The organism is Sphingomonas sabuli (genome assembly GCF_014352855.1).
In the GTDB taxonomy this organism is placed as follows: domain Bacteria; phylum Pseudomonadota; class Alphaproteobacteria; order Sphingomonadales; family Sphingomonadaceae; genus Sphingomicrobium; species Sphingomicrobium sabuli.
This window is the reverse complement of sequence record NZ_CP060697.1, coordinates 2371982-2395012: the sequence shown is the minus strand read 5'-3', so window position 1 is coordinate 2395012 and position 23031 is coordinate 2371982. Positions and strand designations below refer to the sequence as shown.

Here is a 23031-nt window from a genome sequence, read left to right as displayed (position 1 = left end):
CGGGAGGGGAGTGAGGAAGAGAAAAGATGAACGAACTGTCCCCCTTCGCCAACCCGGTCGCAAAGCCGGAGACCTTCGACCAGATCAAGATCGGCATCGCGTCCCCGGACAAGATCCGCAGCTGGTCGTTCGGCGAAATCAAGAAGCCCGAGACGATCAACTATCGCACGTTCAAGCCCGAGCGTGACGGCCTGTTCTGCGCGCGCATCTTCGGTCCGATCAAGGACTACGAATGCCTGTGCGGCAAGTACAAGCGGATGAAGTACAAGGGCATCGTCTGCGAAAAGTGCGGCGTCGAAGTCACCGTGTCGAAGGTCCGCCGCGAGCGCATGGGCCACATCGAGCTGGCCGCGCCGGTTGCGCACATCTGGTTCCTCAAGTCGCTGCCGAGCCGCATCGGCCTGCTGCTCGACATGCAGCTCAAGCAGCTTGAGCGTGTGCTCTACTTCGAAAGCTATGTGGTTCTTGAGCCGGGCCTGACCCCGCTCGAGAAGTTTCAGCTGCTGACCGAAGACGAGCTCATCGAAGCGCAGGACGAGCATGGCGAAGACGCCTTCTCCGCCGGCATCGGCGCCGAGGCGGTCAAGCAGATGCTGATCGACCTCGACCTCGAGGGCGAAAAGGAAGTGCTGCTCAAGGAACTGGCCGAGACCAAGTCCGAGCTGAAGCCGAAGAAGATCATCAAGCGCCTGAAGGTCGTCGAGAGCTTCCTCGAATCCGGCAACCGCCCGGAATGGATGATCCTCGACGTCGTTCCGGTCATCCCGCCCGAACTGCGCCCGCTGGTCCCGCTGGACGGCGGCCGCTTCGCGACGTCGGATCTCAACGATCTCTATCGCCGCGTCATCAACCGCAACAACCGCCTGAAGCGGCTGATGGAGCTGCGCGCGCCGGACATCATCGTCCGCAACGAAAAGCGCATGCTTCAGGAAGCGGTCGACGCCTTGTTTGACAACGGCCGCCGCGGCCGCACCATCACTGGTGCCAACAAGCGTCCGCTCAAGTCGCTCAGCGACATGCTTAAGGGCAAGCAGGGCCGCTTCCGTCAGAACCTGCTCGGCAAGCGCGTCGACTATTCGGGCCGTTCGGTCATCGTCACCGGTCCGGAGCTCAAGCTCCACCAGTGTGGCCTGCCGAAGAAGATGGCGCTCGAGCTGTTCAAGCCGTTCATCTACTCGCGCCTCGACGCCAAGGGTCTGTCGATGACCCTCAAGCAGGCGAAGAAGTGGGTCGAAAAGGAACGCAAGGAAGTCTGGGACATCCTCGACGAAGTCATTCGCGAGCACCCGGTCCTGCTGAACCGCGCGCCGACGCTTCACCGTCTTGGCATCCAGGCGTTCGAGCCGGTGCTGATCGAAGGCAAGGCGATCCAGCTTCACCCGCTGGTCTGCGCCGCGTTCAACGCCGACTTCGACGGCGACCAGATGGCCGTGCACGTCCCGCTGAGCCTCGAGGCCCAGCTGGAAGCGCGCGTCCTGATGATGTCGACCAACAACATCCTGTCGCCTGCCAACGGCAAGCCGATCATCGTCCCGTCGCAGGACATGGTGCTTGGCCTCTACTACCTCAGCCTCGAGAAAGAGGGTGAGCCGGGCGAAGGCATGATGCTGGCCGACATGGCCGAGGTTCACCAGGCGCTCGCCGCCGGGGCGGTCACGCTGCACACCAAGATCACGAGCCGCGTCCCGCAGACCGACGAAGAGGGCAAGCCGTACATGAAGCGGTTCGAAACGACCGCTGGCCGCATGCTTCTTGGCGAGACCCTGCCGAAGAGCCACAAGGTGCCGTTCGAGACCGTCAACCGCCTTCTCACCAAGAAGGAAATCGGCGACGTCATCGACATCGTCTATCGCCACACCGGCCAGAAGGAGACGGTGCTGTTCGCCGATGCGATCATGCAGCTTGGCTTCCGCCACGCGTTCGCCGCCGGCATTTCGTTCGGCAAGGACGACATGGTCATCCCGACCGAGAAGGTGAGGCTGGTCGACGATACCCGCGCGCTGGTGAAGGATTACGAGCAGCAGTATCAGGACGGCCTGATCACCCAGCAGGAAAAGTACAACAAGGTGATCGACGCCTGGAGCCGTTGCGGCGACCAGGTGGCAACCGCGATGATGAAGGAAATCTCGTCCACCAAGAAGGGCGAGAACGGCCGCGAGCTGGACGTGAACTCCATCTACATGATGGCCCACTCCGGCGCCCGTGGTAGCCAGGCGCAGATCAAGCAGCTTGCCGGCATGCGCGGCCTGATGGCCAAGCCGTCGGGCGAGATCATCGAAACGCCGATCATCTCGAACTTCAAGGAAGGCCTGACCGTCCTTGAATACTTCAACTCGACCCACGGCGCCCGCAAGGGTCTCGCGGACACCGCGTTGAAGACGGCGAACTCGGGCTACCTCACCCGCCGCCTGGTCGACGTGTCGCAGGATTGCGTCATCGTCGAGGAGGATTGCGGCACCGAGCGAGCGCTCGAAATGCGCGCCATCGTCCAGGGCGGTACGGTCATCGCCAGCCTGGCCGACCGCGTCCTTGGCCGCACCACGGCCGAAGACGTCGTCGATCCCAAGAGCGGCGACGTCGTCATCCCCGAAGGCTCGCTGCTGGACGAACCGATGGTCGCGCAAATCGAGGAGATCGGCCTGCAGGCAATCCGCATCCGCTCGCCGCTGGTCTGCTCGTCGAAGACGGGCGTGTGCGGCAAGTGCTACGGTCGCGACCTCGCCCGCGGTACGCCGGTCAACATCGGTGAAGCGGTCGGCGTCATCGCCGCCCAGTCGATCGGTGAGCCGGGCACCCAGCTGACGATGCGGACCTTCCACATCGGCGGCGCGGCGCAGCTCAACGAACAGTCGAACCTGGAAGCGCCGGTCGACGGCACCATCGAGTTCCGCGACATGCCCACCATCCTCGACCCGCGCGGCCTCCACCGCTCGCTGTCGCGGTCGGGCGAAATTGCGATCCTCGACATGGACGGCCGCGAGCTTTCGACGCACCGCGTGCCGTACGGCGCGCACCTGCTGTGCGAAACCGGGCACATCGTCAGCCGCGGCGACCGCATCGCCGAGTGGGATCCGGCCTTCAGCCCGGTGATCACCGAAACCGGCGGCACGGTGAAGTACCAGGACCTGATCGAACAGCGCACGCTGACTGAGCAGGTCGACGAATCGACCGGCATCACCCAGCGCGTCGTCACCGACGACACGGGCGGACGGTCGAAGAAGGATGCGTTGCAGCCGCGGCTGACGCTGACCGCCGGCAAGGCCAAGGAAGCGGGCGTGTACCGCCTTCCGGCCCAGGCGATCATCGCGATCGAGGACGGTCAAGAAGTGCAGGCCGGCGAGGTTCTCGCCCGGCTTCCGCGCGAAGCGGCCCGTACCCGCGACATCACCGGCGGTCTGCCGCGCGTCGCCGAGCTGTTCGAAGCGCGCAAGCCGAAGGAAAACGCGATCATCGCCAAGGCGTCGGGCAAGGTTACCTTCCTGCGCGACTACAAGGCGAAGCGTAAGATCGCGATCGTCCCCGAGGACGGTTCGGATCCGGTCGAATATCTGGTCCCGAAGGCGAAGCTGATCGAGGTCCAGGAAGGCGATTACGTGAAGCGCGGCGACAATCTCGTCGGCGGTTCGCCCGATCCCCACGACATCCTGGAAGTGCTCGGCGTGGAAGCACTGGCCGAATATCTCGTCAGCGAGATTCAGGAAGTGTATCGACTGCAGGGCGTGAAGATCAACGACAAGCACATCGAGGTGATCGTTCGCCAGATGCTGCAGAAGGTCGAGATCACCGACGGTGGCGACACCACCCTTCTGGCCGGCGAACAGGTTGACCGCGAGGAAATGGACGAGACCAACGCCCGCCTGGAAAAGAAGAAGAAGCCGGCGGAAGGCAAGCCGGTCCTTCTGGGCATCACCAAGGCGTCGCTGCAGACCCGCAGCTTCATCTCGGCCGCCTCGTTCCAGGAAACGACCCGCGTGCTCACTGAAGCATCGGTGCAGGGCAAGGTCGATACGCTGATGGGCCTGAAGGAAAACGTGATCGTCGGCCGGCTCATCCCCGCTGGTACGGGTGCGGGCATGAACCGTCTGCGCGTCACCGCTTCCTCTCGCGATGCCGCGCTCCGCGCACAGCAGCGCAAGATCCAGGAGTCGCTGATCGCGCCGGACTCTGCCGCGGAAGAGCATGCCGCCGAGCTGGCCGAAGGGCCGGAAGCGGCAATCAATGCCGATCCGCTGGCGGAAGTCGTTCGGTCGGGTGACGGCAGCGATGCCGCCGCCGGCGATTATCTGAACGCCGACGCGAGCGAAGAAGCCAAGAGCGAATAGACTTCAAGCCTGAAGGCATAAAAAAAGCCCCGTCGGCGGATGCGTCGGCGGGGCTTTTTCATGTCGCCGCGGCCGAGGCCGCGGGAAGTTAGTCGATTAGCACTGACCGCCGTTGATGGCGTTTTCGGTGCAGTTCGCAACTGAGTTGACGTCGCGGGCGGCGCCACGGACGGTGTTACAGGCGGCGGTGGCGAGAGCGGCACCGATGATGAGCACGGTGGTGAACTTCTGGAACATGTAAAATCTCCTGCTTAAGCCCAAACGAAACGCGGCAGGAACGAATCGGCTCCCTGCCGCCATCCGGTTTTTTAAACCGCTACCGGAGCGGCGATATGCGGGTGCGGGTCATAGCCTTCGAAGGCGAAATCCTCCGCCTCATAATCGAAGAGCGACTGACCGCGATCCTTGAGCAGCAGCTTGGGCAACGGGCGCGGCTCGCGGCCAAGCTGTTCGCGCACCTGGTCCATGTGGTTGGAATAGATGTGGCAGTCGCCGCCGGTCCACACGAACACGCCCGGTTCCAGCCCGCATTCGCGCGCCAGCATGTGCGTGAGCAGCGAATAGCTGGCGATGTTGAACGGCACGCCGAGGAACATGTCGGCGCTGCGCTGGTAAAGCTGCAGGTTCAGCCGCCCGGCCGCGACCTGCGTCTGGAACAGGCAGTGGCACGGCGCCAGTGCCATCCGTTCGATCTCGCCCGGGTTCCAGGCGGTGACGATCTGCCGCCGCGATGACGGATCGTTGCGGATCAGGTCGACGAGATTGGCGATCTGGTCGATGTGCCGGCCGTCGGCCGTTTCCCAGTCGCGCCACTGCTTGCCGTAAACCGGTCCGAGGTCGCCATTGTCGTCGGCCCATTCGTCCCAGATGCGCACCTTGCGATCCTTGAGCCACCCGATGTTGGTGTCGCCGCGCAGGAACCACAGCAGTTCGATGATGATCGAGCGCAGGTGCAGCTTCTTCGTCGTCAGCAACGGGAAACCCTGGGCGAGGTCGAACCGCAGCTGCGCGCCGAAACGGGTTAGCGTGCCGGTCCCGGTGCGGTCCGACTGGGGCGTGCCCTCGTCGAGAATCGTCTGCAAAAGGTCGAGATACTGGCGCATTCCGCTACCCTAATATGGGGGGCCGGAAACTCAACGGATCAGCTTTTCCTGAGCGCCGACAAATGTTCTTTCTCGGTGGCGCGAGGCACTTTCACCACCTCGCCAGGCGTCTGGAGCGGCGCTTTCATCAGCTTTGCGTCGGTGACTTCTTCGGCGGCGCCCAGCGAAAAGAGGTCGGTGCCCGCGCCCCATGCTTCCAGCGCGGCCTTGCGGCTGGGCACGGCGACGAAGGCATCATGGAAGCCGATTGCGGTGCGGAAGACCTTGAGCCGAACCTTGCGGGTCGCCTTGGCCACGCCGCGGTCAGTAGCCCATCAGCGCGAGGACTTCGCGGCGGCTGCGCTCGTCGGAGCGGAAAATGCCCATCATCCGGCTGGTGGTCATCATCACGCCGGGCGTGTTGACCCCGCGCGCGGTCATGCACGAATGGCTGGCCTCGATCACCACCGCGACCGCCTTGGGCTCCAGATGCTCCCAGATGCAGTCCGCGACCTGCGCCGTTAGCCGTTCCTGCACCTGCAGCCGGCGGGCATAGCCGTGAAGCACGCGCGCCAGCTTGCTGATCCCCACCACCTTGTCGCTGGGCAGATAGGCAATCGCCGCCTTGCCGATGATCGGCGCCAGGTGATGTTCGCAATGCGACTGGAACGGGATGTCGCGCAACAGCACGATTTCGTCATAGCCGCCGACTTCGTGGAACGTGCGGCTGAGATGGACCGCCGGATCCTCGCCATAGCCGACCGCATATTCCTTCCACGCCCGGGCGACGCGCTTGGGCGTTTCCAGCAGGCCTTCGCGGTCGGGATCGTCGCCGGCCCAGCGGATCAGCGTGCGCACCGCTTCCTGGACGTCGTCCGGCACCGGCAGCTTGGCCGGCGCTTCGAAAAGATCGCCGTCGTCAGGCGTCGGGCTCATTGGGCAAGCTCCGTAGCGATGTCGGCGGCCACGTCGGCCGCCTGTCCCCGGATATCGGGAACCGCGATGATTTCCCAATAGCGCCCCTTGGTCAACGCGCCCAGCGCCCACAGGCGATCCGCGCCCAATGCCTGCGACCGGTCGCCGACGGCAAGGCCGATGCCGAGTTGATCGGGGCGAACAAGCCCGTCGTCGAGCATCTGGCGAAGCAAGGGATCGCGGGTGCGGCCGATGTCGTGCAACGGGCCGGTGCAGTTGAAGACGTAGCCAAAATGCCGGCGTTCGACCGCTTCGTCGCCGCGCCGGCGAAAGCGGACATCGATTCCGTCGCCGATCGGATCCATGCCGAGGATCCGGCCGCCGGCGATTTCCAGCGTACCGGCCGCGACGCGATCGGCGACCTGCTGCGCGACCTGCGGCGCGATGCGATGGCGGTGCACGTCCCACCACGGGCGCGCATGGCGCAGGAACAGCCGCTGCTGCTCGACGCCAAGACCCTGCCACAGCACTTTCGTATGCGGTCTCAGCGAATCCACCGCCGCGCGCCAGCCAACGGCGCCGCTGCGGTCGCGCAACCAGCGCAGGAGTGCCAGCGCGTCGCCCGCCGGCACGTCGTCCAGCTCGACTGGCGCGAGATCGCTCGCGGCATGGCTGCGCGGGGCAAGACCGCGCCGCGACAGGGCTAGGATGCGACCGCCGTGCCCGGCACTGTCCAGCGACAGCACGATATCCACCATCGTCAGGCCCGTGCCGATGATCATTACGTCGAGGTCGTTCGCGGCCGCATCGGCGATTGCAGCGCGCCCCTGCTCGTCCCACGGGTTGCCGATCAGCCGCTCCCCCGCAGTGGCGGCATAGGCCGGCGCGTCCGGGGGCTGGTTGCCGATCGCGATCACCAGTGCGTCGGCGCCGATCCGCTCGCCGGATTCCAGCTCGACCGTCCAGCCGCCGTCGGCCTTGCTCGCTGATAGCGCGCGGTCGCGGACGACCGTCGCGCCGTCGCTGACTGCGTCATCAAGGATGGCGCGCAGGTAGCCGCCATAATCCCGGCGCGGCGCGAACGCGTCCCCTTCGCCAGCGATATCTGCAAAGTCGTCGGGCGCGTCGGGCCAGGGGCTCATCTTGCCCGCAGGGACGTTGAGCAGGTGCGCCGGATCGGCCGTCGAAAAGGCGGTGCCCTGCCCCGCGACGTCGCGCGGTTCGATCAGCAAAGACCTGATCCCGCGCCGCGCCAGATGCGCCGCGACCATCGTCCCGGAAAAGCCTGCTCCGACAATCACAACCGGGACCGACCGGTCAGATTTCATAGTCGGGCCAGTCGTCGGGGTTGGCCGCGCCCGCCTTGCGTTGCTGGATGTGGTCGTAAATGCGGGCGACGGTACGCCCGGCGGTGTCGGTGAACATGCCCGGCACGGCGGCGTGGACGATGGCCGCCAGCCCGGCTCCGATCAGCTCCGCGCCGATCCGGACCGCGCCGATGCCATGGGCTGCCCAGCTCATCCCCAGCGCGCGCGGGTGGTCGACGAACAGCCGGCCGAGGCCGCCCTGCCGGCCGTTCCGCTGGATATTACGCTGTTCGACCGCCGCCATGTTCCTGCATCCTCGTCAAATTTTCTGGTGACCCCGACTGGATTCGAACCAGTGGCCCTCAGATTAGGAATCTGATGCTCTATCCTGCTGAGCTACGGGGCCAGCCCGCGTCACGGATACGGGCCCTTGCGCGGGACTTCAATTCGCTTGGCGTCAGCGCAGCACCGGTTCGGCGATTGGCCGACGGTGGCTGATCGCCGGAATGCGTTCTCGAACACGTTCGACCTCGGCCAGATCGATATCGACGAAGCCCACGCCGACGGTTTCGCCGATGTCGAGCAGTACTTCGCCCCATGGGTCGACGACCAGCGAATGGCCGTAGGTTTCGCGGCCGTCTTCGTGGAGCCCGGACTGGGCGGCGGCGACCACGAAAACACCGGCCTCGATCGCCCGGGCGCGGAGCAGCACCTCCCAATGCGCCTTGCCGGTCGGCACGGTGAAGGCGGCCGGCACGGCAACTACGGCGGCGCCGGCATCAGTGAGCCGTTGGAACAGCGCCGGAAAGCGCAAGTCGTAGCAGATGGTCAGGCCAAGCTTGCCGACCGGCGTGCCGTCGACCACCACAGCCTCGCTGCCGCCGGCGTAGACGCTGGATTCGCGCCAGCTTTCCCCGCTCGGCAGATCGACGTCGAACAGGTGGATCTTGTCATAGCTCGCACGGACGCTGCCGCCGGAATCGATGACGAAAGCGCGATTGGCGAATTTGTCGCCACCGGCCGCCACAGCCACGGAGCCAAGGTGCACCCAAAGCCCGGTGCGGCGGGCCGCGTCGCGGCAGGCGGCAAGGACGCGGTCGTCTTCCGCGGTCCGGACGTTCGAACGTGCCCGGTCGCGGTCCCGATCGAGCAGGCCCGACATTTCCGGCGTGAACAGCATCGCCGCGCCGCCATCCGCCGCGTCTTCGATCGCGGCGACCAGCGCGGCCGCATTGGCGTCGGGATCGACACCGGTCCGCGACTGGAAAATCGCCAGCCGGGTCACGGCCGGGCAAGCATTCCGTCAAGTTCGCCTTCGCGGTCGAGCGCGAACAGGTCGGTGCAGCCGCCGACATGCCGTCCGTCGATGAAGATCTGCGGCACGGTGGTGCGTCCGTTGGCGCGTTGGATCATCTCGTCGCGGCGGGGGCCACCGCCATCGATGTTGATTTCATCGAACGCGATGCCCTTGGCTTCGAGCAGCGACTTGGCGCGAACGCAGAATCCGCAATAGGTCTTGGAGTAGATTTCGACTTTGGCCACGTGTCTTCCCGTAATTAAGTGACTTGCGCAGGCCGGATTACCCGGGCCCAGCTAACCAGGTCCACCCGCGCCGCGCCGGCCCGTTTCAGCACCCGCGCGCAGGCGTTGGCGGTGCTCCCGCTGGTATAAACGTCGTCGACCAGGATTATGGTCCGCCCGCGCAGGTCCGCGCCCGGCCGGGCGCGAAAAGCGCCGGCTACGGTGCGTCGCCGCTCCCGCGTCCCCATCCCGCGCAACGGCGGGGTCGCGCGTACGCGCCTCAGCGCGTCCACCTCGACCGGCAAACCGGTCTGGCGCGCCAGCGCTCGGGCGACGAAGGCGGACTGGTTGAAACTGCGGCTCCACAGCCGCGCACGGTGCAGCGGGATCGGCACCAGCACCGCGTCGTCGGGAAGCCCGGCAAGGTGCGGCCGCATGTAGCGGGACATGGTCCGCGCCAGCGCGATCTTGCGGCCGTACTTCAGGCGCATGGCAATCGAACTGCTGATGTCGCCGTAAGCGACCGCCGCCCGGATACGATCCAGCCGCGGCGGCTTGGCGAGACAGGCGGCGCACGTTTCGGCGTCGGTCGCATTGAGCGGGATTCCGCAATGCTGGCAGCCGCCGGGCCCGAGGAATTCCAGCTTGGTCCAGCACGGCGGGCAAAAGCTGTCGACTTCGTTGACGATTACGCCGCACCCGGAACAGCGCGGCGGCAGGGCGAAGTCGAGCAGCGAGCGAAGGACGGTCTGCGCGGCGCGGTCGAGCTGCATCGCCACCCTTGTCGCGCAGCCGCCGCCGTCGCACAAGCGCCGCCGATGACCGAACCCCTGTTCGACATGCGCGCCCGCGCGCTTCGCCGCGACCGGGCCGCCCGCACCGGGCCGGCGCTGTTCGCGCACGACCGCGCGTTCGAGGATATCATCGACCGGCTGGCGATCGTTCGTCGCACGTTCGAATCGGCGCTGCTGGTCGGGTCGGCCAACCCGCAATGGTCAGGACAGTTGGCGGCGATTGCGCCAAAGGTGACGGTGGTCGATCCGGCGCCGCTGTTCGCGCAGGCCGCCGGCGGGCAGGCGATGGCCGAAGATGCGCTGGACGTAGAGCCGGGCAGTTTCGACCTGGTCGTGGCGATCGGGACGCTGGATACGGTCAACGACCTGCCGGGCGCGCTGCTGCGGTTGCGATTTGCGTTGCGGCCGGATGGCCTGCTGATCGGTGCCATGTCGGGGGGAGCAACCTTGCCGCGCCTGCGCGACGCGATGCGCGCAGCGGATGCCGTGTCGGGCGGCGCCAGTCCGCACATCCATCCACGCATCGAGCCCGGCGCCCTGGCCGGGCTGCTGTCCGCCGCCGGCTTCGCAATGCCGGTGGTCGATGTCGACCGCCTGTCCGTCAGTTACCGCGATTTCGCCTCGCTGGTGCGCGACCTGCGGGCAATGGGAGCGACCAACATCTTGTCGGCCCGTCCGCGCCGCCCCGTCAGCAGGATCGCTCTCGCGGCGGCCGCGGCTAGCTTTTCCAGCGGCGAAGGCGAACGGACCGTGGAGACGTTCGAAATCCTGCATTTCACCGGCTGGTCCCCGGCGGAGCAGGGCTGAAGCCGCGTTAACCCAGTCCCCGGCACAGCTTGTTAACTTTTCGTGAGTAATTGAGGCATTGTGGACGTGGACCAGAGGAGGGTGGCTTGGACGCTATCCGACAGAATTTGCGCAGGCTCTTCGCGCATGAGCGCGGTGCGACTGCGATTGAATATGGCTTGATTGCCGCGATGATCGTGATTGCCATGATGGGCGGCCTGTCCGCCCTTGGTGGCGGTGTCGGTGGCGGCTGGTCGGCGCTTAGCAATACCGTTTCCGAATCGATGTAAGGAAACGGTCAGCTTCGCCGGCGCACGCCGTAAACGACGACTTTCACTTTCTGGCCCGGCGCGAGCCGGGCGTTTGGCGCGAGCGCGTTCAGCGTCAGGAATCGGTCCAGCTTGAAATCGCGATAGGCCATGCGGTCGGCCAGCGATTGTACCGTGTCGCGCGGTCCCACCGTAACGACATCCATCACCCGCGGGCGGATTGCGGACGCTTCGGCCTGGGTGATCTTGCGCAGCGAGCTGATCATCGAAGCGAACGGCCCCATGCCGCTGCCCGCCGCGGTGATCATCACGAAGTGGTACACGGTGCCCGGCGCCCACTGGTAAGCGACGACGCTAACGTCGACGGGCCCGTTCGACGCGTTGGCGCGGGTCGTGGCATAGGCGGCCTCGAGGCCGTTGATGACCGTGCGCTGCGGCGGGGGCAGCGCGATCCGCTGGCTTCCGCCCAATTCCTGCAGCACGCGGTAGATGTAGGTATCGAGCGTTCCGGTGTAACCGCCGCCGCCGAACTGCGCCTTGCCAGCCGACCCGGTGATCGTCACCGCGTCGGTTCCGTTCTGCATCAGATATCCGACCGGGACCGAAAATTGCATGCGGAGGTCGGGGTGCGTGAAGCTGCGGCCATCGATGATGCCCTGTTCGGGATCGTCATCGACATAGGCGCCATCGAGGCTTTGCAGGAACGTGGTCCGGTTGGTGACCCCGCTGCCCAGCCGGCCGCTGGCGCGCGCTTCCTGCACAGAGCGCATGGCGCGGTTGGCGCTGTCCGGGTGCGTGCTAGCCCATTCCGGCAATTCGCGGTTGTCGCGACCCTGGATTCGAGCCTGCAGCGCGCTGTTACGTGACAAGGCGGTCAGGACGTTGGGCGCGCCGGCCGGATCGTAACCGGCGGCGATCATGTAGCGCATGCCCAGCGTGTCGGCCTGAAATTCCTGGTCGCGCGAGAAGCTCAACAGCCGCAGCTGGTCGTTGCGCTGCGACATTTGCGCGATCGAGCTGCCGAAGCCGCCGCCGACGATGCCGCCGAGGATGGAGCCGAGGATGGTGCCGATGCTGGGGCGCTGCGCCACCTGCTGGCGGGAAATCGCGTGGCCGGCAGCAACGTGCGCGACCTCGTGCGCCAGCGAGAAGGCCAGTTCCGATTCGTCGTTCATCAACGTCATCAGCTGGCGCGTAACGTAGATATAGCCGCCGCCGACCGACAAGGCGTTTTCGACCGCGGAATTGAGCAGGGTGAAGCGATAGGCCGACCCGGGATTGGCGATGCCCGAATAGGCCGCAACGCGGCGTCCGACCGAATCGACATAGGCCGCGCGCTGCCCGGTCTCCGCGCCGCCATATTCCTGCACCAGCCCGGCATGTTCGCGCTGCGCTTCCGCAACCAGCCGCGGGTCGAGCATGCGCCCGCCATATTGCGCGGACGCCGCCAGCGGGGCGGTTACGGCGGCGGCGGAAATCAACAGCAGCGCTAGGCGCATCGGGGCCTCTCCCATTCCTTCTTCAGCGCAAAGCTACGCGGCTGTTTTGAACGGGAGATGACCGGCGCGGTTCCGGCGCGCGCTCAGCTTATGGCGAGGAATTTTTCCCGGCGCTGTGCGAGCACCTGGTCCGCGGTCATTGCCGCGCAGCCGACCAGCTCCTCCGCGATCGCCGACTTCAGCGTCTCGATGGCGGCGGCGGGGTCGCGGTGCGCGCCGCCCACCGGCTCTTTCACGATGCGATCAATCACGCCCAGCGCCTGCAGGTCGTTGGCGGTGATCTTCATCGCTTCGGCGGCGTCGGCCGCCTTGTCCGCGGTGCGCCACAGGATCGACGCGCAGCCTTCGGGCGAGATGACCGAGTAAATGGCATGTTCGAACATCAGCACCCGGTTGGCAGTGGCGATCGCGACGGCGCCGCCGGACCCGCCCTCCCCCACGATCGCGGCGATGATCGGGACCTTGAGGTCCAGGCATTCCTGCGTCGCGCGGGCGATGGCTTCGGCCTGGCCGCGCTCTTCCGCCTCGACACCCGGAAAGGCGCCGGGCGTATCGACCAGGGTCACGACCGGCAGGCCGAAGCGGTCGGCCAGGCGCATCAGCCGCACGGCCTTGCGATAGCCTTCTGGTTTGGCCATGCCGAAATTGTGCCGCAGGCGCGACGCGGTGTCCTCGCCTTTTTCATGGCCGATCAGCATCACCTTGCGTCCGTCGATGCGGGCGAAGCCGCCGACGATCGCCGGGTCCTCGCTGTACGAGCGGTCGCCGGCCAGCGGCATGAAGTCGTCGGCCAGCGCAGCGACGTAATTCTTGAAATGTGGACGTTCCGGGTGGCGGGCGACTTGCGCTTTTTGCCACGGCGACAGCTTCGCATAGGTTTCGGTGAGCAGCTTCGACGCCTTGGCCTCGAGCTTCTCCACTTCGGGTTTCAGGTCGACATCGCCGTTGTCGGACGTTTCGCGCAACTCGCGGACGCGCGAGTCGAGTTCGGCGATCGGCTTTTCAAAATCGAGATAGGTCAGCATCGGCAGCGGCGGGTAAGCGGCATCGGCGTGGCCGTCAACGCGAACGGTCGGCCAACGGGTGGCGTTCGTTGACCAGTTGCACCAGCCGGGCGGCATCGACGTGGGTGTAAATCTGCGTCGTCGCTATGTCCGCGTGCCCCAGCAGCGACTGCAACACGCGCAGGTCCGCACCGCCCGACAACAGGTGCGTGGCAAAGGCATGGCGCAGCACGTGTGGGCTGATCCGGTCCCGCGCGATGCCTGCGTCGGCGGCCATGGCGCGCACCAGTTGATACAGGCGCATGCGGCTAAGATGGGTCTTGCCGCTGGGGAACAGCCACAGGCTGGCTTTCGGAACGTTGGCGATCCATTCCCGAACCGCCGCTTCGGCCCGGCCGGACACGGGCACCAGTCTTTCCTTGGCCCCCTTTCCGCGAAGAATTAGGAATGGCTGGCCGTCGCGGACCGCCCCGCGCGGCAGGGAAATGACTTCGCTCGCCCGCAATCCGGATCCGTAGAGCAGTTCCAGCAAAGCGAGATTGCGCTGTGCCAGCGCCTCGCCGCTGGCCGCCCGGGCGGACACGCCCTCGAACATGGCTTCGACCTCCGCCACCGATAGCACCTTGGGCAGCGGCCGCTGCAGCTTGGGCTGGGGCAGCGCGCTCGACGGATCGTCCTGCCGGATGCCGTCATCGACCAGGAAACCGTAGAAGCGCCGAAGCGCGGAGGAGCGCCGGGCGACCGTCGAGGCGGCCAGGTCGGCCCATTGCGCGCCAAGGCGGGCCAGCGCCTCCCGCTTCGCTCCGCTGAGGTTGCCGTGCAGGGCCTCACGCGCCTTGGCGAGGTCGTTGCGATAGGCGGCGAGCGTATTGGGCGAAACGCCGGCCTCCGCACTCAACATGTCGAGAAAGCGGTCGACCAGCGCCGGATCGTCCGCGCTCACGTCCGCGAGAGCGCCTCGGCGGCGACCATCCGCGCCAGGAATTCCTGGCCGCTATTCCGAAGGGCCATGACGATGTGGAAGATGTGGGACGAAGGCACGGCATCGAAGTCCGCTGCCTGCAGCCCGCTGGCGGCCAGCACCAGCACGCTGCCCGGCTGATTGCGGCGGGCCGCGCCGTCGATCATCTGGGTCCAGCCGGACGCGCGCTGGATGTCGAGGCCATAGCGGCCGTTGAGGCGCGATGCGGCACCGGCGTCGAGCCGGCCGAGCGCGGCCAGTCCGGCGACCAGCAGCGCGCTGCGCTTCTTGCGCGGGCTGTCGTCCCGGCCGATGAAATCGTTGACCCGCGCAGCCGACACATCGACGCTGCCTTCGGGCGCGCCGAGCGCGAGCATCGCCCATGACTGGTCGGCCTGCTCGTCGTCCATCCCGGCGACCGCGTCCTTCCACCGGGCCGCTTCGCGGTCCATGCCCGCGGCCAGCATCGAGGCGATCAGTTCGGGCGCTTCGTCCTGCAATTCCGTGCTCGGCGCGATGCGTGCGGACGCCCGCGCCAGCAATGCACGCGAGGATTCCTTGAGCACGCGCGATTCGCCCAGCTTCCACAAGCGGCGCATGGCGGACAGGCGCGACGCCTGATCGGTCGCCGCATAGGCCAGCCGCAGCTGCCAGCCGTCGCTTCCGCTCAATTCATTGGGGTCGGTGGCGTCATAGATCCAGGCGTAGAAATCGGTCAGCGCCTGCGACGACAGCACGCCAAGCCCGGTTGCGATCCGCGCCGATTCCAGCCGGTCCCGCAGCGGGATCATCGGTGCCGTCGCGTACCACGCACGTACCTGCGTCGGCGCGTCCGTCATCAGCCGTTCGGGCGGACTCATCGCCGTCGCCGTGGCGAGGCCGTAGCGCCACGCGGTGAGCGCCTGCACCGGTTCCCATTCGATCGTCGCCGCAGTGCCCGTGTCAGCGGTCGCGCCGACCACCTTCTGCGCCAGGGCGAGATCGATCCCGCCGACCGTTCCGCGCCGCCGGGCGGATTCGATCAGCGCCTTGGCCCGTTCCGGCTCGCCATTGAGGCCGGCGCAAATGGCCTGGACCAGCGCGGTCACCCGCGGTTCCGCCTTCTGGACGGAGTCCGATACCGGGCACAGGGCAAGCGGATCGGAATTGGCGAGCGCGCTCTGTACCGCGACCTGCGCCATCTTGGGCGTGAACTTGTCGGTGTCGACGCTGGCGATCACCAGTTCGGCCGCGTCCGCCTCACCCAGGCGAAGCAACAGCCAGGCGCGCTCGGCTGCCCAGTCGACGGGATTGATGCCGCGCGGCGCACGCGCGCTTGCCAGCATGGCATTGCGCAGGCCGATATGCGCCCAGCGCGAAGCAACCGGCGTCTTCATCCGCCGCATCAGCGTTTCGAGGAAGGCGCCGCGCGCCTGGCCCCACGGATCGGTGCCGAGCCCGGCGCTCGCCGGGTCGAGCGCACCGGTGACGAAGGGATTGCGCTGCGCGAAATCCGGATATTCGACCGGCGGGGGCGGCGGTTCCAGCGTCACGTCCTGTTCGACCACGTCGTCAACCACCGCGGTGCTCGGCCGCGAAACGGCGGGCGCCGGGCTCGGGGACGGGGTTGGCGCGGGGGCCGGCGTGGCCGGAGCGGGCTGCGTCGTCGCCGGCGCGGGCGGCGCGGCCTCCTGCACCTGCGCGATCGCCGGGATCGCGAGACCCGCGGCGCTGGCCAGGAGCAGGAACCGCCTAGTTAGTGGTGGCATTCGTGACGTCGATCTCGGTTGGCTGGGTCGGCACTTCGCTCGCCTGACTGGACAGGAAGGCGATCGCTCCTGCAAGAATGACGAGGATGACGATCAGGAATACTACGGCTCGCGGCATCGGCCCTTCCGGGTTGAATATTGGGAAGCGGCGCTTTTGCCCGACCTTCGGGGCAATTGTATAGGCCCCGCCAATGGAAAAGCTTTCCAAGCACCTTGATCGTCCAATCGTTCTCGTCGGCCTGATGGGTGCAGGCAAGTCGACCGTCGGCCGGCGGCTGGCCCGGCGGCTGAGCCTGCCGTTCGTCGATAGCGACGACGAGATCGAGGATGCGGCCGGCTGTTCGCCCGCGGAAATGTTCGAACGGTACGGAGAGGCCGACTTCCGCGACGGCGAACGGCGCCTGGTGGCGCGTCTGATCGACGGGTCGGTGCGGGTCATCGCGACCGGCGGCGGCGTTTTCGTCGACCCGCGCACGCGCAAATTGCTGAACGAGCGTGCGATCACCGTCTGGCTCGACGCGCCGATAGACGTGCTGGCCGAGCGGACGGGGCGGCGCGATACCCGGCCCCTGCTGCGCACGCCCGATCCCAAGGGTACGCTGGAAGAATTATCGAAGGCGCGCGGGGCAGCTTATTCCGAAGCGCACATCCGGGTGACGAGCGGCGAAGGCGCCCATAGCAATGTCGTCGAGACCATCGTCGAAGCGCTCGAGGAGCATCTGGGCCGGGCCTAGGCCTTGGCCGGGGCCGCCTGATCGTCCGGTAGCGGCCGGTCCGGCGCGAAGACGATTTCTTCCCCCGCGTGGAGGTCGCCCGAGCGGCTCTGACGCTCCAGCCGCTCGCAATCGCGCGACCGATATTCGCGCTCGACCCGATCGACCTCGACCGGATTGATCTTGATCGCGTCCAGCGCCGCGCGGCCCATGGTGATGGCGCTTTCGAACATTTCGCGCTGGGCGAAAGCGAGATCGAGCTGGTCGAGCTCCATCAGGTGCACCCGGTCGAACGTGCGGACCATCACCGCGGCCTGCGGAAACGCCTCGAGCACGGCGGCCAGGGCCTCGTTCGTCAGGTCGCCGTCCTGATTGTCGTTGCAAAAGGCAATGACCTTGGCGGTTTCGGCGCCGGCGGTCCGCAGCAGCTCCAGTCGCAAGCCGTCGCCATAATAGACCTTGGTGCCGAACTCGTCGGCGCGTTCGATCATTTCCGGCTTCTTGTCGATCAGCGTGACGGCGATCCCCTTGGCCATCATCATCTGGGCAACGGTCTGGCCGAAGCGGCCATACCCGACGACGATCGCCTGTGACTCGGGCGATTTTTCGGGGCCGTCGAGGCCATCTGCGCTGGCGCCTTCGCGCCGGTCGAGCCAGTCCGTCAGGCGCATCAGGAACGGCGTGCTGGCCATCGACAGGGTGACGATGGCACCGAACAGCGAGGCGGCTTCGGGCAGGATCAGCCCGGACGCCGCCGCCTGAGCGAACAAGACGAAGCCGAATTCGCCGGCCTGGCTGAGCATCAGGCCAAGGCGGATGGCGGCGTGCCAACGGTTGCCGAACAGGCGCGCGAGCACCGCGATCAACCCGCACTTGATGACGATCACCGACGCCGCGATGCCGACGACGAACAACGGCCGTGCGGCAATTGTCGCAAGGTCTAGCGTCATTCCAACGGCGAGGAAGAACAGGCCGAGCAGGATCGAGCGGAACGGTTCGACGTCGCTTTCGATTTCGTGCCGGTAGGGCGATTCGGCGAGCATCACGCCGGCGACGAAGGCGCCCAGCGGGACAGACAAGTGCAAAGCGTGCATCAGCGCCGCGGCGCCGACAACGGTCGTCAGGCCGGCGACGATGAACAGTTCGCGTTCGCCCAGCCGGCCGACCAGCCGGAACAGCGGGTTGAGGATCACGCGCCCGGCGACCACCAGCCCGGCGACCGCCGCCACGGTGTAGAGTGCCAGCGTCCAGCCCGTCGGCACCGCCGGATCGGGCGCAACGCGCGACATCGCGGCGATGATCGTAATCATCGGCACGATGGCGAGGTCCTGCAGCAGCAGGATGGAGAACGCCCGCTCGCCGCGCGGCGTATTCTGCATCCCGTCGGACCGCAGCATCGGCAACACCTGCGCGGTCGACGACAGCGCCAGCGGCATGCCGATGGCGATACTTGCCGCCGGGGTCACGCCAAGCGCGAAATGGATGAACATGGACAGCGCGAGGCCGCACAGCACGACCTGGGCGAGGCCAAGCCCGAAAATGTCCTTGCGCAAGCGCCACAGCCGGCTCGGCCGAAGCTCCAGACCGACGATGAACAGCAGCATCGCAATACCGATTTCGGTGATGCCAAGCGTGTTTTCCGGGTCTTCGATCAACCCCAGCATATGCGGCCCGATGATCGCGCCGGCGACGATATAGCCGAGCGTCGCGCCCAGCTTCATCTTGCGGAACAGGGTGACGAATATCAGCGCGAACACCAGCATGATCGCCGAGCTTTCGAGGATCAGCGAAGTGGTCTGGGCGACCTGTTCGGTCTCGGTCATCGTGCGCTTTCAATCGCCGCGCGGAGCGCGCGCAGCGGCAAGAGGATGGCAGGATGCCGTGAGGCGCGGCTGCGCGCCGAAGCCAGGGTTTCGAAGCCCGGCCAGTCCGGCGGCACGTCCCGCTGACCCGACAACCATGCCGACAGCTGCTCCAGCGCTGTCTCTACCTCGTCGCCCGTCCGCCCGGTGGCGTGGCGGGCGACGATCGCCGCCGCCGCCTGGCCAAAGGCGCAGGCCTGCACGTCCTGCGACACCTGCTCGATCCACCTCGCGTCGTCGAGCTGGACCCGTGTCGTCACCGTGCTGCCGCAGGTCGGCGACCGTTCGACGCCCGTGCCGTCAATGCGGTCCAGCGCCGCCGGCGCGGGCAGCGCGCTCGCCAGCCGCAGGATGTCGATGGTGTAAAGGGGAGCGTTCATGCCTTGCGCCAAGTGGTGCCGCCCGGCCCGTCTTCAAGAAGGATGCCGTCCGCCTTCAATTCGTCGCGAATCCGGTCTGCGGTGGCGAAGTCGCGACTGGCCTTGGCTGCGGCGCGTTCGGCAATGCGCCGTTCGACATCCGCATCGTCACCGCCGCCGCGAAACCATTGGTCCGCCGACTGGGTCAGCAGGCCAAGCAACGATGCGCTCGCACGCAAGACTGCCGGGTCGGCAATTGCGTTCAGCCGCGATAGCGCCAGCGGCGTGTTGAGGTCGTCGCTCAATGCGTCGACCACGCTCGGGTCGATCTCCCCGGGCTCGGCATCTCCCGCCGCCCGATACAGGCCGTCGAGCGTCGCCTTGCTCTGCTCGATCAGGCTGTCGGTCCATGGCAGCGGCTGCCGGTAATGCGCGGACACCAGCGCCAGGCGCAGCGTTTCACCATCGTGGCCGCGATCCATCAGGTCGGCGGGCGTGATGATGTTGCCGAGGCTCTTCGACATCTTCTCCGCGCCCATGTCGACGAAGCCGTTGTGCACCCAATAGCGGGCAAGCGGCGCGCCTTGATGGGCGCAGCGGCTTTGCGCGATTTCATTTTCATGATGCGGGAAGATGAGGTCCAGCCCGCCGCCGTGGATGTCGATCGTCCGGCCAAGGTGCGCCTCGATCATCGCCGAACATTCGATGTGCCAGCCCGGCCGCCCCCGGCCCCACGGCGAATCCCAGCCGATCACGTCCTTGGGCGACGGCTTCCACAGCACGAAATCGGCCGGATCGCGCTTGTAGGGCGCGACTTCCACCCGTGCGCCGGCGATCATCTGTTCGCGGTCGCGGTTGCTCAGCCGGCCGTAATCCGGATCACTGGTCACGTCGAACAGCACGTGGCCCTCGGCGGCGTAAGCGTGGCCGCCGTCGATCAGCGCTCCGATCATCGCGATCATCGCGCCGATTTCCTGCGTTGCGTGCGGCGCCACCGTCGGCGGCTGCACGCCCAGCGCGCCCATGTCGTCGAGATAATGTTGCTCGTACCGCTCGGTGATCACCGACGGGTCCACGCCTTCCGCGGTCGCGGCGGCGATGATCTTGTCGTCGACGTCGGTGACGTTGCGGGCATAGGTCAGGCTGTCCGCCCCGAACTGGTGCCGGATCAGCCGCGCCAGCGTGTCGAACACCACCGCCGGCCGGGCATTGCCGATATGCGCGCGGCCGTAGACCGTCGGCCCGCACACATACATCGTGATGCGCTTCGGGTCCGCGGGCTCGAACAGGCGCTTTTCGCGCGCCATGGTGTCGTACAGCCGGATCATCCTTGGCCCGTTAAGCCGGACCGTACGCCCGCGCTAGTGGCGGACGGGACGCATGTCTTTATTCCTGCCCGGCGGCGCTGCCGAAGGGGGCCGGTTCCAGCCGGCGGGTTTCGACCCAGTCGACGATCGCTCGGCCGCTGGCGTTCAGCAGCGGATAGGTGCGCGAACTGGTCATCCACGCCGGCCGGTCGGCATCCGCGCCGTAAATCATGTCCGTGGCGAGGTTGGCGAAAAGGAAGAACAGCGTCGCCGCAAGCAGGCCCTTCACGACCCCGAAGCCGCCGCCGAGCAGCCGGTCGATCGGTCCCAGGATCGACCGCCGCATCTTGCCGCCGATCGATCGCGCCAGCACCTTGACCAGGATGAAAGTCGGCAGGAACAGCAGCGCGAAGGCCAGAACCGACGCGCCGGCCGGCGTTCCCACAGCTCCGCCCAGTCCGCCGGTCAGTTGCGTATGGAACAGCTTGATCATCGCGATGGCCGCCGCCCAGGCCAGCAGCGACAGCACTTCGTAGACAAAGCCGCGCACGAAGCCGACTGCGCCGCCGCCGAACAGAAGCAACAGGACGAAGATGTCGAGCGCGCTCACCTGTTCCGGCTAGCTTAGCCGATGCGCCGAAGGAAGAGCATGGACGCGACGGTTAGCGGACCGGCGTTACTTCGCAGGTGATCGGGCGATCGTCGCGGGTCGCCGTAGCTCCGCAACTACCTTTCGATGCCGCTACCGCCAGAGCTGCAGCGACCGCACTCCGGCGGCGACATCCGAGCGTTCGTCCTGTAGCGACAATATCCGCTCGACCTGGTGCCAGCGCCGCCGGACCCGCGACTTCTTCCACAAGTCGGTGACCCACATCTTGCCGGACCAGTCCTCGCGGTCCAGCGTCGCCTCCAGATCCAATTGCGTCGCGAACACCGCAACTCCGGCAACCGAGCGGGCATAGATGTCGCCGAAGCGATAGGATTTGCAGCGGAAACGGACGCCCGCTGCCGCAAGCCAGCTTTTGGAATCGAGGATGACCGCCGGTTTGGACCCCACGACCATCCGGAAATTGCGCGATGTCAGCGCTTTCAGGGTCTTGGTGTCGCCAGTTAACCAGGCGCGCATCAAGCGATGCTCCATGGTTTCAATGATTGCGTGAATGTCGGCCATGATCCCTGCTTCACTTAACGGCCGAGGATCTGGTCCACCAGCGCGCGCAGATTGGCAAAATGGGTGGCGCCGATGCCGTCGGCCGGCTTCACATCCTTGGGCACCCATGCCCTCTCGAAGCCGAGCTTGGCCGCCTCCTTGAGCCGCAGCGGCGCATGCGCGACCGGCCGGATTTCCCCGGACAGGGCAATTTCGCCGAGCACGATCGCCTCCGCCGGGATCGGACGCTCCGACAACGCGGAGACGAGCGCCGCGGCGACCGCAAGGTCGGCGGCGGGATCGCTGAGCCGATAGCCGCCGGCGACGTTGAGATAGACTTCGGCGGTGGCGAAGCTGATCCCGCAGCGGGCTTCGAGCACGGCGAGGATCATCGCCAGCCGCCCGCTATCCCACCCGACCGCCGCGCGGCGCGGGGTCGCGCCCGACGCCAGCCGCACGACCAGGGCCTGGATTTCGACCAGCACCGGGCGCGTGCCCTCGATCGCCGGAAAGATGCTGGCGCCGCTGACCGGTTCGTCGCGGCGAGTCAGGAATAGCGACGAGGGATTGTCGACCTCGGCCAAACCCTGGCCCTCCATCGCGAACACGCCGATTTCGTCGGTACCGCCGAAGCGGTTCTTGAGTGCGCGCAGGATGCGATACTGGTGGCTGCGTTCGCCTTCGAAGCTCAACACCGTGTCGACCATATGTTCGAGCACGCGGGGGCCGGCGATGCTGCCGTCCTTGGTGACATGGCCGACGAGGATGACGGCGGTTCCCCGTTCCTTGGCGAAGCGGACCAGTTCCTGCGCCGAGGCGCGCACCTGGCTGACCGTGCCCGGCGCGCCTTCGATCAGGTCGCTGTGCATGGTCTGGATGGAATCGATGACCAGCAGGTCCGGCGCGCTTTCGCCCATCGTCGTCAGCACGTCGCGCACGGACGTCGCCGCGGCCAGGCGGACCGGCGCGCCGCCAAGGCCCAGCCGCAGCGCGCGCAACCGCACCTGCTCCGCCGACTCCTCGCCCGACACGTACACGACATCGCGACCGGCGCTGGCCAGCCTGGCGCAGATCTGCAGCAGCAGCGTCGACTTGCCGATGCCCGGGTCGCCCCCGACCAGCATCGCCGATCCGGGCACGATCCCGCCGCCGATCGCGCGGTCGAATTCCGCGACCCCGCTGGCGATCCGTTCGGGCAGCTTGGCCGGCGCGTCGAGCCCCACCAGCTCGATCTTCCGGCCGCCGCCCTGAAGGTTGTGCTTGGCGGCGAAGATGCTGGTCACCTCGGCCGCTTCCTGCACCAGCGTGTTCCATTCCGCGCAGTCGGGACACTGGCCCTGCCAGCGCGGGGTCACCGACCCGCAGGCCTGGCATGTATATCGGCTTTTCGCTTTCGCCATGCGGGCAAGTTAGCCAATCCGCGCCGCCTATC

At 66.7% G+C, this 23031-nt stretch carries 24 protein-coding genes and 1 tRNA gene; 4 read left to right on the top strand and 21 right to left on the bottom strand.

What is annotated here, in order from left to right; translation table 11 throughout:
- Positions 1 to 26 precede the first annotated feature (26 nt).
- Positions 27 to 4322, top strand: coding sequence for a DNA-directed RNA polymerase subunit beta' (gene rpoC / locus H8M03_RS11940; protein ID WP_187479645.1), 4296 nt, complete (start codon positions 27 to 29; stop codon positions 4320 to 4322).
- 96 nt (positions 4323 to 4418) lie between these two features.
- On the opposite strand, the gene H8M03_RS11935 is transcribed toward rpoC, so the two are convergent.
- The 10 genes from H8M03_RS11935 to H8M03_RS11890 form a co-directional block, all read right to left on the bottom strand.
- Positions 4419 to 4559 carry an entericidin EcnA/B family protein gene (locus H8M03_RS11935; RefSeq protein ID WP_187479644.1) on the bottom strand — a complete coding sequence of 47 codons (141 nt, stop codon included), beginning with the start codon at positions 4557 to 4559 and terminating at the stop codon, positions 4419 to 4421.
- 71 nt (positions 4560 to 4630) lie between these two features.
- A complete protein-coding gene (locus tag H8M03_RS11930; protein ID WP_187479643.1) occupies positions 4631 to 5425 on the bottom strand; it encodes a thymidylate synthase in 795 nt (264 codons plus the stop codon).
- Between the two features lie 38 nt (positions 5426 to 5463).
- Positions 5464 to 5721: a hypothetical protein gene (locus tag H8M03_RS11925; protein ID WP_187479642.1), complete on the bottom strand. Its 258-nt coding sequence runs from the start codon at positions 5719 to 5721 to the stop codon at positions 5464 to 5466.
- A gap of 7 nt (positions 5722 to 5728) precedes the next feature.
- Positions 5729 to 6340: a GTP cyclohydrolase I FolE gene (gene folE / locus H8M03_RS11920; protein WP_187479641.1), complete on the bottom strand. Its 612-nt coding sequence runs from the start codon at positions 6338 to 6340 to the stop codon at positions 5729 to 5731.
- Positions 6337 to 7647, bottom strand: coding sequence for an FAD/NAD(P)-binding protein (locus H8M03_RS11915; protein WP_187479640.1), 1311 nt, complete (start codon positions 7645 to 7647; stop codon positions 6337 to 6339). The genes folE and H8M03_RS11915 overlap by 4 nt, the downstream gene beginning before the upstream one ends.
- Positions 7637 to 7930 (bottom strand): DUF6356 family protein, encoded by a 294-nt coding sequence (locus tag H8M03_RS11910; RefSeq protein WP_187479639.1) that lies wholly within the window; start codon positions 7928 to 7930, stop codon positions 7637 to 7639. Before H8M03_RS11910 ends, H8M03_RS11915 begins: the two co-directional genes overlap by 11 nt.
- Positions 7931 to 7955: 25 nt before the next feature.
- Positions 7956 to 8032: transfer RNA gene (locus H8M03_RS11905), tRNA-Arg, on the bottom strand.
- A 51-nt stretch (positions 8033 to 8083) separates the two neighbouring features.
- Complete coding sequence (locus H8M03_RS11900; protein ID WP_187479638.1) at positions 8084 to 8911, bottom strand: carbon-nitrogen hydrolase family protein; 828 nt, start codon at positions 8909 to 8911, stop codon at positions 8084 to 8086.
- Positions 8908 to 9168 carry a glutaredoxin 3 gene (grxC, locus tag H8M03_RS11895; protein WP_187479637.1) on the bottom strand — a complete coding sequence of 87 codons (261 nt, stop codon included), beginning with the start codon at positions 9166 to 9168 and terminating at the stop codon, positions 8908 to 8910. The genes H8M03_RS11900 and grxC overlap by 4 nt, the downstream gene beginning before the upstream one ends.
- A gap of 14 nt (positions 9169 to 9182) precedes the next feature.
- Positions 9183 to 9920: a ComF family protein gene (locus H8M03_RS11890; RefSeq protein WP_187479636.1), complete on the bottom strand. Its 738-nt coding sequence runs from the start codon at positions 9918 to 9920 to the stop codon at positions 9183 to 9185.
- Between the two features lie 45 nt (positions 9921 to 9965).
- On the opposite strand from H8M03_RS11890, the gene H8M03_RS11885 reads away from it, so the two are divergent.
- Positions 9966 to 10748, top strand: coding sequence for a methyltransferase domain-containing protein (locus H8M03_RS11885; RefSeq protein ID WP_187479635.1), 783 nt, complete (start codon positions 9966 to 9968; stop codon positions 10746 to 10748).
- 86 nt (positions 10749 to 10834) lie between these two features.
- Positions 10835 to 11017: a Flp family type IVb pilin gene (locus H8M03_RS11880; RefSeq protein ID WP_246448892.1), complete on the top strand. Its 183-nt coding sequence runs from the start codon at positions 10835 to 10837 to the stop codon at positions 11015 to 11017.
- Between the two features lie 8 nt (positions 11018 to 11025).
- Here the strand turns inward: H8M03_RS11880 and H8M03_RS11875 are convergent, their stop codons facing one another.
- From H8M03_RS11875 to H8M03_RS12930, 5 genes are all read right to left on the bottom strand, one after another.
- Complete coding sequence (locus H8M03_RS11875) at positions 11026 to 12495, bottom strand: M48 family metalloprotease (protein WP_187479634.1); 1470 nt, start codon at positions 12493 to 12495, stop codon at positions 11026 to 11028.
- A gap of 83 nt (positions 12496 to 12578) precedes the next feature.
- Positions 12579 to 13520, bottom strand: coding sequence for an acetyl-CoA carboxylase carboxyltransferase subunit alpha (locus H8M03_RS11870; RefSeq protein WP_187479633.1), 942 nt, complete (start codon positions 13518 to 13520; stop codon positions 12579 to 12581).
- Between the two features lie 34 nt (positions 13521 to 13554).
- Complete coding sequence (locus H8M03_RS11865) at positions 13555 to 14400, bottom strand: tyrosine recombinase (RefSeq protein ID WP_246449255.1); 846 nt, start codon at positions 14398 to 14400, stop codon at positions 13555 to 13557.
- A gap of 38 nt (positions 14401 to 14438) precedes the next feature.
- Positions 14439 to 16208, bottom strand: a complete 1770-nt coding sequence (locus H8M03_RS11860) for a hypothetical protein (protein ID WP_187479631.1) — start codon at positions 16206 to 16208, stop codon at positions 14439 to 14441.
- Positions 16192 to 16326 (bottom strand): hypothetical protein, encoded by a 135-nt coding sequence (locus H8M03_RS12930; RefSeq protein WP_281399866.1) that lies wholly within the window; start codon positions 16324 to 16326, stop codon positions 16192 to 16194. Before H8M03_RS12930 ends, H8M03_RS11860 begins: the two co-directional genes overlap by 17 nt.
- Positions 16327 to 16399: 73 nt before the next feature.
- On the opposite strand from H8M03_RS12930, the gene H8M03_RS11855 reads away from it, so the two are divergent.
- Positions 16400 to 16942, top strand: coding sequence for a shikimate kinase (locus H8M03_RS11855; protein WP_187479630.1), 543 nt, complete (start codon positions 16400 to 16402; stop codon positions 16940 to 16942).
- Here the strand turns inward: H8M03_RS11855 and H8M03_RS11850 are convergent.
- The 6 genes from H8M03_RS11850 to radA form a co-directional block, all read right to left on the bottom strand.
- Positions 16939 to 18744 carry a cation:proton antiporter domain-containing protein gene (locus H8M03_RS11850; RefSeq protein ID WP_187479629.1) on the bottom strand — a complete coding sequence of 602 codons (1806 nt, stop codon included), beginning with the start codon at positions 18742 to 18744 and terminating at the stop codon, positions 16939 to 16941. The two genes, H8M03_RS11855 and H8M03_RS11850, sit on opposite strands and share 4 nt — an antisense overlap.
- Positions 18741 to 19163, bottom strand: a complete 423-nt coding sequence (locus tag H8M03_RS11845; protein WP_187479628.1) for an iron-sulfur cluster assembly scaffold protein — start codon at positions 19161 to 19163, stop codon at positions 18741 to 18743. Before H8M03_RS11845 ends, H8M03_RS11850 begins: the two co-directional genes overlap by 4 nt.
- The gene (cysS, locus tag H8M03_RS11840) at positions 19160 to 20470 is read right to left on the bottom strand and encodes a cysteine--tRNA ligase (RefSeq protein WP_187479627.1); all 1311 of its coding nucleotides are present in this window, start codon (positions 20468 to 20470) and stop codon (positions 19160 to 19162) included. The genes H8M03_RS11845 and cysS overlap by 4 nt, the downstream gene beginning before the upstream one ends.
- A 58-nt stretch (positions 20471 to 20528) precedes the next feature.
- Positions 20529 to 21059, bottom strand: coding sequence for a CvpA family protein (locus H8M03_RS11835; RefSeq protein WP_187479626.1), 531 nt, complete (start codon positions 21057 to 21059; stop codon positions 20529 to 20531).
- Between the two features lie 132 nt (positions 21060 to 21191).
- On the bottom strand, positions 21192 to 21620 hold the full coding sequence (locus H8M03_RS11830; RefSeq protein WP_187479625.1) for a DUF4440 domain-containing protein: 429 nt from the start codon (positions 21618 to 21620) through the stop codon (positions 21192 to 21194).
- Between the two features lie 14 nt (positions 21621 to 21634).
- Positions 21635 to 22999, bottom strand: a complete 1365-nt coding sequence (gene radA / locus H8M03_RS11825) for a DNA repair protein RadA (protein ID WP_187479624.1) — start codon at positions 22997 to 22999, stop codon at positions 21635 to 21637.
- Between the last annotated feature and the right edge of the window lie 32 nt (positions 23000 to 23031).

Bases quoted from the DNA above. Each gene is read 5' to 3' on its own strand.
- H8M03_RS12930 (WP_281399866.1), bottom strand. From the start codon at position 16,326: ATGCCGCGAGCCGTAGTATTCCTGATCGTCATCCTCGTCATTCTTGCA.
- H8M03_RS11830 (WP_187479625.1), bottom strand. From the start codon at position 21,620: ATGGCCGACATTCACGCAATCATTGAAACCATGGAGCATCGCTTGATG.
- H8M03_RS11850 (WP_187479629.1), bottom strand. From the start codon at position 18,744: ATGACCGAGACCGAACAGGTCGCCCAGACCACTTCGCTGATCCTCGAA.
- H8M03_RS11910 (WP_187479639.1), bottom strand. From the start codon at position 7,930: ATGGCGGCGGTCGAACAGCGTAATATCCAGCGGAACGGCCGGCAGGGC.
- H8M03_RS11930 (WP_187479643.1), bottom strand. From the start codon at position 5,425: ATGCGCCAGTATCTCGACCTTTTGCAGACGATTCTCGACGAGGGCACG.
- rpoC (WP_187479645.1), top strand. From the start codon at position 27: ATGAACGAACTGTCCCCCTTCGCCAACCCGGTCGCAAAGCCGGAGACC.
- radA (WP_187479624.1), bottom strand. From the start codon at position 22,999: ATGGCGAAAGCGAAAAGCCGATATACATGCCAGGCCTGCGGGTCGGTG.
- H8M03_RS11890 (WP_187479636.1), bottom strand. From the start codon at position 9,920: ATGCAGCTCGACCGCGCCGCGCAGACCGTCCTTCGCTCGCTGCTCGAC.
- H8M03_RS11875 (WP_187479634.1), bottom strand. From the start codon at position 12,495: ATGCGCCTAGCGCTGCTGTTGATTTCCGCCGCCGCCGTAACCGCCCCG.
- H8M03_RS11855 (WP_187479630.1), top strand. From the start codon at position 16,400: ATGGAAAAGCTTTCCAAGCACCTTGATCGTCCAATCGTTCTCGTCGGC.
- H8M03_RS11935 (WP_187479644.1), bottom strand. From the start codon at position 4,559: ATGTTCCAGAAGTTCACCACCGTGCTCATCATCGGTGCCGCTCTCGCC.
- H8M03_RS11865 (WP_246449255.1), bottom strand. From the start codon at position 14,400: ATGTTGAGTGCGGAGGCCGGCGTTTCGCCCAATACGCTCGCCGCCTAT.
- H8M03_RS11860 (WP_187479631.1), bottom strand. From the start codon at position 16,208: ATGCCACCACTAACTAGGCGGTTCCTGCTCCTGGCCAGCGCCGCGGGT.
- cysS (WP_187479627.1), bottom strand. From the start codon at position 20,470: ATGATCCGGCTGTACGACACCATGGCGCGCGAAAAGCGCCTGTTCGAG.
- H8M03_RS11845 (WP_187479628.1), bottom strand. From the start codon at position 19,163: ATGAACGCTCCCCTTTACACCATCGACATCCTGCGGCTGGCGAGCGCG.
- H8M03_RS11915 (WP_187479640.1), bottom strand. From the start codon at position 7,647: ATGAAATCTGACCGGTCGGTCCCGGTTGTGATTGTCGGAGCAGGCTTT.
- H8M03_RS11885 (WP_187479635.1), top strand. From the start codon at position 9,966: ATGACCGAACCCCTGTTCGACATGCGCGCCCGCGCGCTTCGCCGCGAC.
- H8M03_RS11870 (WP_187479633.1), bottom strand. From the start codon at position 13,520: ATGCTGACCTATCTCGATTTTGAAAAGCCGATCGCCGAACTCGACTCG.
- folE (WP_187479641.1), bottom strand. From the start codon at position 6,340: ATGAGCCCGACGCCTGACGACGGCGATCTTTTCGAAGCGCCGGCCAAG.